A 13,062-nucleotide genomic window follows, 5' to 3' on the forward strand; every position below is an offset into this window, starting at 1 on the left:
AGCGATCCTGCTGGCCCCGGTGATGGTCAGGTCGCGAGGAGTACGCGTTTGCGGAGGAGGTCGAAGTTCGCCCGGCCATACATCTGCCTTTTGATCATTTTGATGCGGTTCACGGCGCCTTCAACGGCACCGGAGCTCTGCGGCAGGGTGAGTCCGTTGCGGACGGCGTCGTAAGCCCGAGGGTGTCGTCGGCGTCGAGATTGTCGGGATGGGTGAGGATCCAGCTGGTGACGGTGCGGACCTTCGGTGCCGGTGGTGTGAGGGCCGGCGTGGCCGCGGCGGCGCGTAACGGGCGGAGGTAGTCGAGCACGGTCGCCTGGCTTCCGTTGTATCCGCGCTCGCGGATCTCGCGGAACAGCTGGCTGCCGTTGGTGGCGCCGGCAGCGGCTCGTTCGTGCAGGTAGGGCTTGTACGGTTCGAGGACCCGGCCGCGACCGTCGAGGGTCTTGGCCAGGATCTCCTCGATGCTGGTCGCGCGATGGTACTTGCGCACGGTTTCCCTGGCCAGGCCGACTTCCCGGGCGATCGGCTTGATCCCCATGCCCTTCCTGGACGGCGGCGTAACGCTGCCGTGCGTTGCGCACGAAAGCCCGCTGTTCGAACCGCTCGTCATCGTCGGCGGTGGTCGTGGTGTCGAGTTGCGGGCTCGGCCCGGCGTCGCGCTCGGCGGCGGGCGCGGGTTCTCGCAGGCACGACCGGTGCCGGCCCACGGTCTTCTCGACGTAGCCGGCCAGGTTGTGGAGCAGATCCACGACCCGGTGGGTGTCCACATCGACGAGCACCGTGCCGTACACCCGGCCCCGACGCATCGCGAAATCATCCACGCCGAGCGTGCTCACCGTGCCGACCTCGGAATCCGGCAGCTCCCGCACCCGTCGCAACAGCGTGCTATGGCCGGCCGCGAGCCCGAGCTGACCGGCCAGCCTGACGCCGGCCCGGCCCGCCAACGCCAGCCCGACCGCCTCGACCATCCGCCGCGCCAAAGGTGTGAACCGGGCATGCGGGCTCGTCAGCCCTCCTATCTGTTCGGCGAACGTGACCCGCGAACACCCGGCCGCGGTGCAGCGGAACCAACGGACCACCAGATCGACCTCGACCCGAGCACCCGCGACCGGGGCATCCACCAGCAGCCGCCGGTACCGGCCGTGCACCCGATCGGAGACCGATCCACAGTCCGGGCACCGTCCCTTCGCAGCACGGGCACGGACACCGAACCGCAGCCGGTCGCCGACTCGTTCCACCCGTTCCAGGACCACCTGCGCGAGATGAGGAAACAGAACCCCGAGGTTAGAGAGGCACCGGGCACATGATCACAGCACGGTTCCCATCGGCCGACGATGCCCCGGGGGGCCAGCAGGATCACAAGATCAGGACCAGATCCACATGGCGATCTGGACCCGTAGGCGTGCCGGCGTCGATCTTTCCAACCTGATCCGCTACTCCGACCGTGGGGTGCAGTACGTCGCCGTCCGGTACACCGAGCGCCGGGCCGAGGCGGAGGCCGTCGCTTCCGTGGGCTCGGTCGGTGATTCCTACGGCAATGCCAGGGCCGAGGCGTTCAACTCGCTGTTCAAGGCCGAATTGATCCGTAACAAGGGCCCGTGGGCGGGGCACGCCGATCTTGAGGTTGCCGTCGTGGAGTGCCTCGGCTGGTACAACCACCGGAGGCTCCCCGGGGAGATCAACATGGTCCCGCCCGCGGAGTACGAGGCCGCCTACGCGGCCACCCAGAACAAGATCGAGAACGCCTGGCAGCCCGCCGGCGCGTGACAACCCAGTCTCCATCAAACCCGGTACTTGACAACCCGCGCCGGACCAGTGGCGGCGCAACCTGCGCGTCATTCTCGACGACCTGCGCCCGCCGGCTCCGGACTGATGGCCGCGGTTCGGCCGGCCACGGTACGGGCCTGGGACCACATCTGAGCCAGATCGCCTCGGATGGTCAGGTACTCGGATGGTCAGGTAATGGTCAGGTAGTTGGCTGCTTGACGCCGCCTCCGGCGCTGGCCAGCGGTCCCAGCTGGTCCAGCGCGCGCAGCGTCGCGTCGGCGTCGGTGATGGTGAGCAGCCCGAACAGGGCGCGACGGACACCACGGGCGCGCAGCCTCTCGAGCGTGGCCTCGTCGGGATCCATGAGCGGAACGGTCACCGGTGGCGTCGCCACCCCGGCCCGGTCCGCCTCCTCGGCCAGCTCGTCCAGGCCTTGGATCAGCTGGTCGACCGGAAGGGGCGGAGTGAGCCAGCCGTCGCGCCCGGCGATGATCCGGCGGAAGGTCGTCGGGCCCCATCCCCCGATCCAGACCGGCGGATACGGTCGCTGCACAGGCTTGGGCCACTGGAAGACCGGATCGAAATCGACGAAGCGACCGTGGAACTCCGCCTCCTCGGTGGTCCAAAGCGCCTTCACCGCGGCCAACCGCTCCCGCATCAGCGCCATTCGAGTCGCCGGGTCGGTGCCGTGGTTACGCATCTCCTCACGCAGCCAGCCGGCGCCGACGCCGAGTTCGAAACGGCCCTCGCTGACCAGGTCCAGGCTGGCCGCTTCCTTCGCCAACAGGAGCGGGTCCCGCTGGACCACGAGCGCGACCGCGGTGCCCACGCGCAACCGGGTGGTCGCGGTCGCCGCGGCCGTCAGACTGACGAAAGGATCAAGATTGCGGTAGTAGTCGCGGGGAATCTCGCCAAGCTCGGGGTGCGCTGTCTCCCGTCGGGCGGGGATGTGGGTGTGCTCAGCGACGAACAGTGATTCGAAGCCGCGCTCCTCGATCGCCCGGGCGAGCTGAGCAGGCCTGATCTGTTCGTCAGTGACCGCGGTGAAGATCCCGATATCCATGCGTCGCACCGTAGAGTCTGCCATCAGTGTCAGGGTCAAGAGCGAGGGCTGGAGGCTGGTCCTGGTGTTGATCGGCGAGCTGTCGACACAAACCGGCGCCAGCGTGCGGTCCTTGCGCCATTACGAGAAGAACGGGCTGCTCGTGGCGGAGCGCGGCGCCAACGGCTACCGCCATTTCCCGGAGTCCGCGGTGGAGACGGTGGCCCGGATCCAGGTGCTGCTCGGCGCCGGACTGTCGGTGGCGACGATCCGCCAGGTGCTGCCCTGCACCATCGACGCGACGCCGCGGATCGTGCCGTGTGCCCAGCTGTCGGCGACACTGCGCCGCGAGCTGGACCGGCTGGAGCTACAGGCCGCGTACCTCGATCGCGCACGTTTCCTGATCTCGACGATGCTCGCGGCCTGAGCGCCACAGGAAGTAGCCGGGCCTCCGGGGCGCAGAACCCGTCAGCCGCCGGTACTAGTGGAGCCGTCGTGTCAATGCGATAGTGTCCCGCTCCACCCGCTCCACCCGCTCCACCCGCAACCCGCGCGACCCCGATGGGCCGCATGCTGCTCCAGATGCTCGCCATGTTCGCGCAGTTCGAACGCGACACGATCATCGACCGGGTCATCGCCGGCATGGAACGCAAAGCCGCCAAGGGCCTGTGGATGGGCGGCAACCGGCCCTTCGGCTACCAGGTCGACCGCGCCAACTGGAAACTGCTCGCCGACGAGAAGGAAGCGCCCGTCGTCCGTCTGATCTTCAACCTCTACGTCCGCGACCGGCTCGGCACCCGCGCCATCGCCAAGACCCTCAACGAACGCGGCCACCGCACCACCACCGGCGACCCCTGGTCCGGACACCAGGTGCTCCGCGTCCTGGACAACCGCATCTACCTCGGCGAACTGACCTTCCGCGAGATCACCGTCACCGACGCCCACGAACCGATCATCGAGGCGGCCCAGTTCGCTGAGGCCGAGAAGATCCTCACCATCCGCAGTGACGAACACACCCACCGGGCCGCCAGCGACTCCGACTACTACCTCACCGGCCGGATGCGCTGCCCGCAGTACCGCGCTCGCCGCCTTCTACCGCGACCACCAGCAGCTCATCGCCGACGCCGTCCACCACGCCCGCCAGCGCCACCACAACGCCCACGCCGACCGCACCGGCGAACTCGCCACCGTCCAGACCGACCTCACCCAGACCGACCAGGCCATCGACCACTACCTGTCCGCCTTCGAGCGCGGCACCCTCGACGAAAAAACCCTCGCCACCCGACTCGCCGCCCTGCGCACCAAGCAGAAGCAGCTCCGCCGCCGCCCTACCAGCCACAACGCCCCCGAAAGGAGCGGTTCGTACAATGCCAAACATGGTGGGGCGGGTGAGACTCGAACCCCGGGATGCCACGCGGAGCTCGGCATCCCGGGGTTCGGGGAGTCCTCCCCCCGGTGGACATCGCGGCCCGCCAGGAACCGACCGATGGCCGCAGGAACCGACCGATGGCCGGCGAACACGGTGGGCCGGTCGGGTGGCCGGGGTCAGGTGGCCGGTCAGGTGGCCGAGGTCTGCGCGAGCAGCCCCTCGAGTGCCGGGCCCACGATCCGCTTGAACATCCGTCGGGTCCGGGTCCGGTCCAGCATGCCGACCTCCAGGTTGGCGGCCGCGAGGACCCGCTCGCCATTCTGCGGCAGGCCCGGGGGCACCCCGACGGTCAGGGCCTGCACCGCGACGCGCAGCGCCTCGGCGAGCGGCTGGCCGTCCCGGTGATGCTCCTTCAGTGACGTCGTGACCTGCTCGGAGGCGCCACCGATCGCGACGAAGCCCCGCTCGTCGGCGATCGACCCGTCATAGGTCAGCCGGTAGATCTGGTCGTCGGCGATCGAGGTGCCGACCTCGGCGACGACGATCTCGACCTCGTAGGGCTTGACGCTCTCGCTGAAGATCGCACCGAGGGTCTGCGCGTAGGCGTTGGCGAGCGCGCGGCTGGTCACGTCACGCCGGTCGTACATATAGCCACGCGAGTCCATGAGACGGATGCCCGCCGTCCGCAGATTCTCGAACTCGTTGTACTTGCCGACCGCGGCGAACGCGATGCGGTCGTAGATCTCACTGATCTTGTGCAGGGTCGCCGACGGATTCTCGGCGACGAACAGGATCCCGTTCTCGTAGGTGAGGACGACGACGCTGCGACCCCGCGCGATGCCCTTGCGCGCGTACTCGGACTTGTCGCGGACCTGCTGTTCGGGGCTCGCGTATCCGAACGGCATGGTCACGTCAGCCTCCCGAGTTCGTCGAACGGTCCGCGATGATGGCCGTCACCACTGGTTCTATCTCATCGTCGGCATAGCGACGGTAGCCGTCCGCCGTCACGACCGCGACGATCGGGTACAGCTTGCGGATTACGTCCGGCCCGCCGGTCGCCGAGTCGTCGTCGGCGGCGTCGTAGAGGGCCTCGACGCTGATCCGGACGGCGTCGTCCTGGCTGAGATCGGACCGGAACCGCTTCTTCAGCGAACCCTTCGCGAACACCGAGCCCGAACCGATCGACTCGTACGTGCGCTCCTCCGACTTCGCCGCCGCGATGTCGTAGGAGAAGATCCGCCCCTTGCCCGTGCCGAGGTCGTACCCGGCGAACAGCGGGACGACGGCGAGGCCCTGCAGGGCCATCGGCAGGTTTCCCTTGACCATGGCCGCCAGCCGGTTGGCCTTCGCGTCCAGGCTCAGCGTCGACCCCTCGATCTTCTCGTAGTGCTCCAGCTCCACCTGGAACAGCCGGATCAGCTCGGCGCCGACCCCGGCAGTGCCGGCATACCCCACACAGGAGTAGTCGTCGGCGTGATGGACTTTCTCGACGTCCCGCTGAGCGATCATGTGCCCCTGTGTCGCGCGCCGGTCACCGGCCATGATCACGCCACCGGAAAACGCCACCGCCACGATCGTCGTACCGTGCGCCACCTCGGTGACCGGCCCCGGCAGGCCACCCCGGGCCCCCGGCAGCAGGTGCGGCGCCGACCGCGACAGGAAATCGGCGAACGACGATGTTCCCGGCGTCATGAACACAGCCGGTAGGCGCCCGGCGGCCCCCAATGGATCAGCCACGCATCCCCCTTCCGATAGTCGGTCACGTGAGCCGCGCGCCCGGGGCGTCCCCGAGGCTCCCGGCCCGACGTTACAGATGAAGCACAACATAGGGCTATCGCCCCCCGAAGCGGGCGGGCAGGCCGGTCGAACGAGTCGGCAGGGAAGGCGGTCACGGCCGCACGTGCGGCCCGCCGACCTGCGCCGGGGCACGCGGGCGGTGCGGCGCCGGGCCCCCGCGGCACGCGGCCTCACCCGGCGGCGTCGACCCCGCCAGAGCTACCACCGCCGGGCGTCACCCACGACGCCCGATACCACTGGCTACCGGCCCGCCGGTTACCGGACGGCCGGCTACGGACCGCCGTTACTGGCCGCCCTTCTGGACATAGCCCTTCACGAACTCCTCGGCGTTCTCCTCTAGGACGTCGTCGATCTCGTCGAGCAGGGAATCGACGTCCTCGGAGAGCTTCTCGTGCCGCTCCTTGAGGTCGGAGGCACTCGTGTCCTCGGTCGCGACGTCGTCGATCTCCTCCGCCCGACGGTCCGCGTGTTGCTGCCCGCCGCCGCTGTCCCTGGTGGCCATGAAGCCCTCCTTCGATCGCCTGGCGCGACACTATCCCGCCCCACCGACACCATCCGTTCGATCGGTGAGAGGTCCACTCCATCACGAACCGGCCGTTCCGTCGCGACGTCCGCCCAGGGCGCAACGTGAACCCCCTGCCAGGGATCCGGCGCCGGCTCTCAGCGGCCGGCGAGCGCGTCCACCAGATCACTCGCCGTGGGGCAGCGGGTGAGCAGCTCGCCCACGTGCGCCTTCGTGCCGCGCAGCGGCTCCAGCGTCGGCACCCGCTGCAACGAGTCCCGACCGATGTCGAAGATGACCGAGTCCCAGGACGCGGCGGCGACCTGCTGCGGGTAGAGCGCGAGGCAGCGGCCCCGGAAGAAGGCGCGGGTGTCCTCGGGAGGCTCGGTCATCGCCCGGGTGACCTCCTCCTCGCTGACGACGAGATCGAACCGGCCCCGGGCCACCAGGCGGTTGTAGAGGCCCTTGTCCGGACGGACGTCGTGGTACTGCAGGTCGACGAGCTCCAGCCGCGGCGAGTCCCAGGCCAGGCCGTCCCGCGACCGGTAGCCCTCCAGGATCGACAGCTTCGCGACCCAGTCGAGCTCGCGGACACAGCTCATCGGGTCGACCTCGAGGCGGCCGAGGATCGACTCCCAGCGGGAGAGCATGTCGGCGGTCTGGCCGTCGACGTCGGCACCGAACCGGTCCTCGACGTACTTGCGGGCCTGCTCGAAGTACTCCATCTGCAGTTGCACCGCGGTCATCCGACGACCGTCGCGCAGAGTCACCAGATGCTTGAGGGACGGATCGTGCGAGATCGCCCGCAGCGCCGCCACGGGCCCGTCCACCGACAGGTCCGCGGTGAACCAGCCGTCCTCGATCATCGCGAGGACCAGGGAGGTCGTTCCCACCTTCAGGTAGGTGGCGACCTCGCTCATGTTCGCGTCGCCGATGATGACGTGCAGCCTGCGGTACTTCTCCGGGTCGGCGTGCGGCTCGTCCCGGGTGTTGATGATGGGCCGCTTCAGCGTGGTCTCGAGCCCCACCTCGACCTCGAAGAAGTCGGCCCGCTGGCTGATCTGGAACCCCGGCTCCCGGCCGTCGATGCCGATCCCGACCCGCCCGGCCCCGCAGACGACCTGACGGGAGACGAAGAACGGGGTGAGGTTGCGGACGATCTCCCCGAAGGGCGTCGACCGTGCCATCAGGTAGTTCTCATGGCATCCGTACGAGACGCCCTTGTTGTCGGTGTTGTTCTTGTAGAGATAGACCGGCTTGGAGCCAGGCACAGACAACGCCCGGCGGGCGGCCTCGGCCATCACCCGCTCCCCGGCCTTGTCCCACAGCACGACGTCGCGAGGGTTGGTGACCTCGGGCGAGGAGAACTCCGGGTGCGCATGATCGACATAGAGCCGCGCCCCGCTGGTCAGGATGACGTTGGCCAGGCCGAGATCGTCCTCGTTGGCCGGGGCGCTCGGATCGACCGCCGGCTCGCGGGGCAGTTCGAAGCCCCGGGCGTCGCGCAGCGGTGACTCTTCCTCGAAGTCCCACCGGGCGCGGCTGCCCGACGCCGACGTTCGACTGGCATACGAGTTCACCACCAACGACGAGGCCAACATCTGATTGGTGTTCGGCTGACCGGGCACCGATACGCCGTACTCGGTCTCGATCCCCATGATCCGGCGCGCGCTCACTCTGCAAGCGTAGGTGCTGCACGGGCGGTCGGTTGGCCGGACGTCTGCCTTGTTTGCTCTGGGCCGCTCGGGATGACACGTCCGCTGCCACGCCTATCGTCAGAATTCGGTGGCGGCACGGTAGTCCGACCGACCGGCGTTCACCGAGGATGCGGGCGGGGGGATACACCCAGGGGTGCCAGTGCCGCAATGCCCAGAGCAACGCCGCCCAGAGCATCGCCGTGGGCCCCGGGGCCAAACGGCCCCGGGGCCCACGGCGATGGCTCGGGTCCCGCCGTCGGGCGGGCCCCGAGCCCCTTACAGGTACCGGCCGTTACAGGTACTGCGACCGTTACAGATACTGGCCGGTGTTCGCGATCGTGTCGATCGAACGGCCGGCCTCGGTACCCTTCGTTCCGGTGACAAGCGTGCGGATGTAGACGATCCGCTCACCCTTCTTGCCGGAGATCCGGGCCCAGTCGTCCGGGTTGGTCGTGTTCGGGAGGTCCTCGTTCTCCTTGAACTCGTCCATGCAGGCGGCGAGCAGGTACTGCATGCGCAGCCCCTTCTGCCCGCCCTCGATGTGCTCCTTGACCGCCATCTTCTTGGCCCGGGCGACGATGTTCTCGATCATCGCACCGGAGTTGAAGTCCTTGAAGTACAGGACCTCCTTGTCGCCGTTGGCGTAGGTCACCTCGAGGAAGCGGTTCTCCTCGCTCTCCGCGTACATCCGCTCGACCACGCGCTGGATCATGGCCTGAACAGTCGCCTCCCGGTTACCGCCGAACTCGGCCAGGTCATCCGGGTAGAGCGGCAGCTCCGGCACGACGTACTTGGCGAAGATGTCCCGAGCCGCCTCGGCGTCGGGCCGCTCCACCTTGATCTTCACGTCGAGCCGACCCGGCCGCAGGATCGCCGGATCAATCATGTCCTCGCGGTTGGACGCGCCGATCACGATGACGTTCTCAAGCTGCTCGACGCCGTCGATCTCGCTGAGCAGCTGCGGGACGATCGTGTTCTCCACGTCCGAGGACACCCCCGAGCCACGGGTCCGGAAGATCGAGTCCATCTCGTCGAAGAACACGATCACCGGCATCCCCTCGGACGCCTTCTCGCGCGCCCGCTGGAACACCAGCCGGATCTGCCGCTCGGTCTCGCCGACGAACTTGTTGAGCAGCTCGGGACCCTTGATGTTCAGAAAAAACGCCCGACCGGTGCCCTGGCCGGTCTTCGCCTCGACCTTCTTGGCCAGCGAATTGGCGACCGCCTTGGCGATCAGCGTCTTGCCGCAGCCGGGCGGACCGTAGAGCAGCACACCCTTCGGTGGCTTGAGCTGATGCTCCCGGTAGAGCTCCTTGTACAGAAACGGCAGCTCGACCGAGTCCCGGATCGACTCGATCTGGCTCTTCAGGCCGCCGATCTGTTCGTAGCCGATGTCGGGAACCTCTTCGAGGACGAGCTCCTCGACCTCGGACTTGGGAATCCGCTCGAAGGCGTAGCCGGAACGGGATTCGATCAACAACGAGTCCCCGGACCGGATCGGTCCGTCGAGCAGCGGCTGGGCCAGCATGACCACCCGCTCCTCGTCGGTGTGACCGAGCACCAGCGCCCGGTCCCCGCCCTCGAGGACCTCTTTGAGTAGGACGATCTCACCCTGCCGCTCGAACGCGCGCGTCTCGACCACGTTCAGCGCCTCGTTGAGCATGACCTCCTGGCCGGGCAAGAGATCACTGATGTTGACGCTCGGCGACACGGTCACCCGGAGCTTTCTGCCCTGAGTGAACACGTCGACGGTGCCGTCGTCGTAGGAGGAGACAAAGATCCCGTAGCCGCTGGGCGGCTGCGCGAGCCTGTCGACCTCCTCCTTCAGGGTGACGATCTGGTCTCGCGCCTCGCGGAGGGTCGCGACGAGCCTGTCGTTCTGTCCCGTGACAGCCGACAACTCCGCCTGGATCTCCGCGAGCCGTTCCTCCAGCACCCTGAGCTGCCTGGGCGCTTCGGACAACCTACGCCGCAGCATGGCCACTTCCTCTTCCAGGAAGGCGACCTGCGTCGTGAGCTCGTGTGTTTCCTTCTCGTACGCCGACCGCCGTGATTCGGCATCACCTGGACGACCCGTGCTCCCACCGGAGCCAGAGCCCGAACGGAGACCGGACACTGCGCCTCCACCTCCCCCGTGCTGACCGGGACGCACCCACACTACCGTTGTGACCGCCGCTGGCAGGCCGGTCGGGCAAGGACGATCCAGCTTTGCCGTAAACAGCGGGTTACGGTGCCATGCTGACAGAAGATCGGAGCCCTGTGGCAACTCCAGCGAAGCCGGGCGTTTCGGCAGACCTGCGGGTAAGGGTCGACCAAGATGCCTGCACCGGCGACGGTCTGTGCGTGCAGCTCGCTCCCGCCGTCTTCGAGTTCGACGTCGACGGCCTGGCCTACGTCAAGGACAGCGCGGGCGAGCTGCAGATGCAGCCCGGCGCCTACGTCCCGGTGCCGCTGCCGCTCGTCGACGCGGTGGTCGACGCGGCCGACGAGTGCCCGGGGACGTGCATCTACGTGGAACGCCCCGACGGCACGCTGGAGGCCGGCGGGCCCGTCGGCTGACGACTGGCCCGCCCGGCCGGCACACTCGCGACCACGGCCTGCCCCATGGGACCCCATGGGATACGTCACATCGGCTGGATCGTCGCCGACCCTGGGTCGGCATCCCGGGACCGGTCGGTCTCGGACCCGGTCTCAGAGCTGGGCTCGGACCCGGGCTCGAGGACGGAGTTGAGGCCGATCGGCGCGCCTTTCGCCGGCCGGCGGCGGCGCACCGGAGGAGTGACCCCCTCGGCGAGGCGCCGCGCGGTCACCAGGAAACCGGTGTGGCCGACCATGCGGTGACCGGGCCGCACGGCCAGACCCTCGACATGCCAGTCCCGCATCATCGACTCCCACGCCGCGGGCTCCGTGAACGTGCCGTGCGCCCGTAGCGTCTCGACGATCCGGGAAAGCTGGGTGGTGGTAGCGACGTAGGCACAGACCACCCCGCCGGGCACCAGCGCCGCGCTGACGGCGTCAACGACCTCCCAGGGCGCGAGCATGTCGAGGACGGCCCGGTCGACGTCACGCTCGGTTGTCTCGGCCAGGTCCCCGACCAGCACGGTGTGGGCGGGATGCGGGCCGCCGAAGAACGCCTCGATGTTGCGCCGGGCAATCTCGGCGAAGTCCGCGCGCCGCTCGTAGGAGACCAGACGCCCGGAGTCGCCGATGGCACGCAGCAGCGAGCACGACAGCGCCCCGGACCCGACGCCGGCCTCCAGCACCCGGGCGCCCGGGAAAATGTCCGCATAGGTGACGATCTGCGCCGCATCCTTGGGGTACACCACGGTCGCCCCGCGCGGCATGGACAGCACGAAGTCGACGAGCAGCGGGCGCAGCGCCAGGTAGTCGGTGCCACCCGTGCTGGTGACGACGATCCCCTCCGGCCGGCCGAGCAGGGCGTCATGCTCGACGGCTCCCCGGTGAGTGTAAAATTGCCTGCCCGGTTCGAGGACGACGGTGTGCCGGCGCCCCTTGGGATCGGTCAGCTGCACCCGGTCGCCCTTGGTGAACAGGCCCCGGCGATGAGCGGCGCCGGTCGGGGGCGGAGCGTAACCGCCGGCCAGGGACGGCACCTCCCCCGGGGACACCGGCTCGTGGGGCGGGGCGCTCACCGGGACGCCACCATGCGGGCGGCGGCGGCCGGATCGATATGGGCGACGAGATCCACCATCGCGAGCACGCCGACCGGGCGGCCCGCCTGCTCCACGAGGTACTCCGACGCCGGCACCCGCTGCACAGCCGCCAGCAGGGCCTCGCCTTCCAGATCGGCGTCGAGGACCATGCCGGGCGAGATCACCCGACTCACTTCATCCACGGTCATCCAGGGTCTCCGATGCTCCGGCAGCGCGTCGACCGCGGAGCCATGCATGATCTTCAGGGGACTGCCGTCACGGTCGATCACCGCGACGGCGGTGGCGCCGACCTCCTGGGCTCGCCGCAGCGCCTCCGCCAGCAGGACGGCACCCTCGACGGGCAGCGTCCGGCGCGCAAGGCGGCCGGCGCACAGGCCGGGCAGCCGCTCCCGCACCTGCGCGGCGCGCAGCGACTGGTAGGCCGCGAACGCGAGGAAGCCCGCCAGGGCATAGGTGTACACCATGCCGATGCCGTCGGAGGTCGACGCACCCCAGACGACCAGGCCGGCGGCGACGACGAACCCGCCGTAGGCACCGGCCCGCAGCCCCCGCAGCTTGTCGCGCGTCAGGCCCCACACCGCGGCGACGACCACCCGTCCACCGTCCAGCGGGAGGCCGGGTGCCAGGTTGAAGAGGAACAACGCGATGTTGATGAGTCTGAGATCGTGCAGGACCGCGCCGGCATCGCTGGTGTCGTCGAGGCCGAGCAGGCCGAGGTGACAGCCGGCGGCCAGCACCCCGTTGACCGCCGGGCCGACGAAGGCGATCAGGAACTCGCGGCCGGCACTGCGGGGCTCCGGCTCGAACTCGGTGAACCCGGCGAAGCCGTGCAGGGTTACGGACCGCACGGTGTGACCGAACGCCAGCGCCGTCAGAGCGTGACCGATCTCGTGGGCGAGCAGGGAGGCCAGGAAGCCGATAGAGATCAATGAGGAGAGCGCGAGGATCCGCCCGTCGGACGCCAGCGGCAGCCGGTCGCGGATCGAGCCGGAGAGCAGGTAGGCGACGAGGACGGCAAAGACGATGGCGAACGGCGAGATGACGATGGGAACGCCGCGGATCCGCCCGACCAGCACGCCGGGGGGGCGCTCACTTGGAGCCTGCCCCGCCGGGCTCGCGCCGCCGTGGGCGCTCGAACCTGCGCCGCCCGAACCCGCGCCGCCGTGCTGATCCGCCATGGATCCGATGCTACGGACCATACTCCGACCCGT

13 protein-coding genes and 2 pseudogenes are annotated in these 13,062 nt (G+C 69.0%); 4 read left to right on the forward strand and 11 right to left on the reverse strand.

The window, feature by feature from the left end; genetic code table 11:
- Nucleotides 1-109: 109 nt before the first annotated feature.
- Both AC08OJ_RS02800 and AC08OJ_RS02805 read right to left on the reverse strand, forming a co-directional pair.
- Nucleotides 110-541, reverse strand: coding sequence for a hypothetical protein (locus AC08OJ_RS02800; RefSeq protein ID WP_476595014.1), 432 nt, complete (start codon nt 539-541; stop codon nt 110-112).
- Between the two features lie 574 nt (nt 542-1,115).
- Nucleotides 1,116-1,256 (reverse strand): annotated as a pseudogene (locus AC08OJ_RS02805) (hypothetical protein); the annotation flags it as partial.
- Nucleotides 1,257-1,383: 127 nt separating this feature from the next.
- Between AC08OJ_RS02805 and AC08OJ_RS02810 the strand changes: the two are divergent.
- Nucleotides 1,384-1,770 carry a hypothetical protein gene (locus tag AC08OJ_RS02810; RefSeq protein WP_476594993.1) on the forward strand — a complete coding sequence of 129 codons (387 nt, stop codon included), beginning with the start codon at nt 1,384-1,386 and terminating at the stop codon, nt 1,768-1,770.
- A 199-nt stretch (nt 1,771-1,969) separates the two neighbouring features.
- Here AC08OJ_RS02810 and AC08OJ_RS02815 read toward each other — a convergent pair whose 3' ends face one another.
- Entirely contained in the window at nt 1,970-2,833 is an 864-nt protein-coding gene (locus AC08OJ_RS02815; protein WP_476592866.1) for an LLM class F420-dependent oxidoreductase, read from the reverse strand.
- Between AC08OJ_RS02815 and AC08OJ_RS02820 the strand changes: the two genes are divergently transcribed.
- Together AC08OJ_RS02820 and AC08OJ_RS02825 are read left to right on the forward strand one after the other, a co-directional pair.
- Nucleotides 2,832-3,239: a MerR family transcriptional regulator gene (locus tag AC08OJ_RS02820; protein WP_476594994.1), complete on the forward strand. Its 408-nt coding sequence runs from the start codon at nt 2,832-2,834 to the stop codon at nt 3,237-3,239. The genes AC08OJ_RS02815 and AC08OJ_RS02820 overlap by 2 nt on opposite strands.
- A gap of 164 nt (nt 3,240-3,403) precedes the next feature.
- A pseudogene (locus tag AC08OJ_RS02825) lies at nt 3,404-3,748 on the forward strand (recombinase family protein); the annotation flags it as partial.
- 112 nt (nt 3,749-3,860) lie between these two features.
- Here AC08OJ_RS02825 and AC08OJ_RS02830 read toward each other — a convergent pair.
- From AC08OJ_RS02830 to arc, 6 genes are all read right to left on the reverse strand, one after another.
- Nucleotides 3,861-4,151, reverse strand: coding sequence for a hypothetical protein (locus AC08OJ_RS02830; protein ID WP_476592868.1), 291 nt, complete (start codon nt 4,149-4,151; stop codon nt 3,861-3,863).
- Nucleotides 4,152-4,369: 218 nt separating this feature from the next.
- Nucleotides 4,370-5,092 (reverse strand): proteasome subunit alpha, encoded by a 723-nt coding sequence (gene prcA, locus AC08OJ_RS02835; protein ID WP_023841072.1) that lies wholly within the window; start codon nt 5,090-5,092, stop codon nt 4,370-4,372.
- Nucleotide 5,093: 1 nt separating this feature from the next.
- Complete coding sequence (gene prcB, locus AC08OJ_RS02840) at nt 5,094-5,918, reverse strand: proteasome subunit beta (RefSeq protein ID WP_476594995.1); 825 nt, start codon at nt 5,916-5,918, stop codon at nt 5,094-5,096.
- 343 nt (nt 5,919-6,261) lie between these two features.
- Nucleotides 6,262-6,480, reverse strand: a complete 219-nt coding sequence (locus tag AC08OJ_RS02845; protein ID WP_476592864.1) for a ubiquitin-like protein Pup — start codon at nt 6,478-6,480, stop codon at nt 6,262-6,264.
- A gap of 158 nt (nt 6,481-6,638) precedes the next feature.
- Nucleotides 6,639-8,156 carry a depupylase/deamidase Dop gene (gene dop, locus AC08OJ_RS02850; protein WP_476592863.1) on the reverse strand — a complete coding sequence of 506 codons (1,518 nt, stop codon included), beginning with the start codon at nt 8,154-8,156 and terminating at the stop codon, nt 6,639-6,641.
- Nucleotides 8,157-8,487: 331 nt separating this feature from the next.
- On the reverse strand, nt 8,488-10,293 hold the full coding sequence (gene arc, locus AC08OJ_RS02855; protein ID WP_476592862.1) for a proteasome ATPase: 1,806 nt from the start codon (nt 10,291-10,293) through the stop codon (nt 8,488-8,490).
- A gap of 143 nt (nt 10,294-10,436) precedes the next feature.
- On the opposite strand from arc, the gene AC08OJ_RS02860 reads away from it, so the two are divergent.
- On the forward strand, nt 10,437-10,736 hold the full coding sequence (locus tag AC08OJ_RS02860; RefSeq protein ID WP_476592861.1) for a ferredoxin: 300 nt from the start codon (nt 10,437-10,439) through the stop codon (nt 10,734-10,736).
- Nucleotides 10,737-10,801: 65 nt separating this feature from the next.
- Here AC08OJ_RS02860 and AC08OJ_RS02865 read toward each other — a convergent pair whose 3' ends face one another.
- Entirely contained in the window at nt 10,802-11,782 is a 981-nt protein-coding gene (locus AC08OJ_RS02865; RefSeq protein WP_476595012.1) for a tRNA (adenine-N1)-methyltransferase, read from the reverse strand.
- A 44-nt stretch (nt 11,783-11,826) separates the two neighbouring features.
- The gene (locus tag AC08OJ_RS02870) at nt 11,827-13,029 is read right to left on the reverse strand and encodes a zinc metalloprotease (protein WP_476594996.1); all 1,203 of its coding nucleotides are present in this window, start codon (nt 13,027-13,029) and stop codon (nt 11,827-11,829) included.
- Nucleotides 13,030-13,062: the final 33 nt, after the last annotated feature.

The organism is Frankia sp. CgKIO3 (assembly GCF_977946435.1).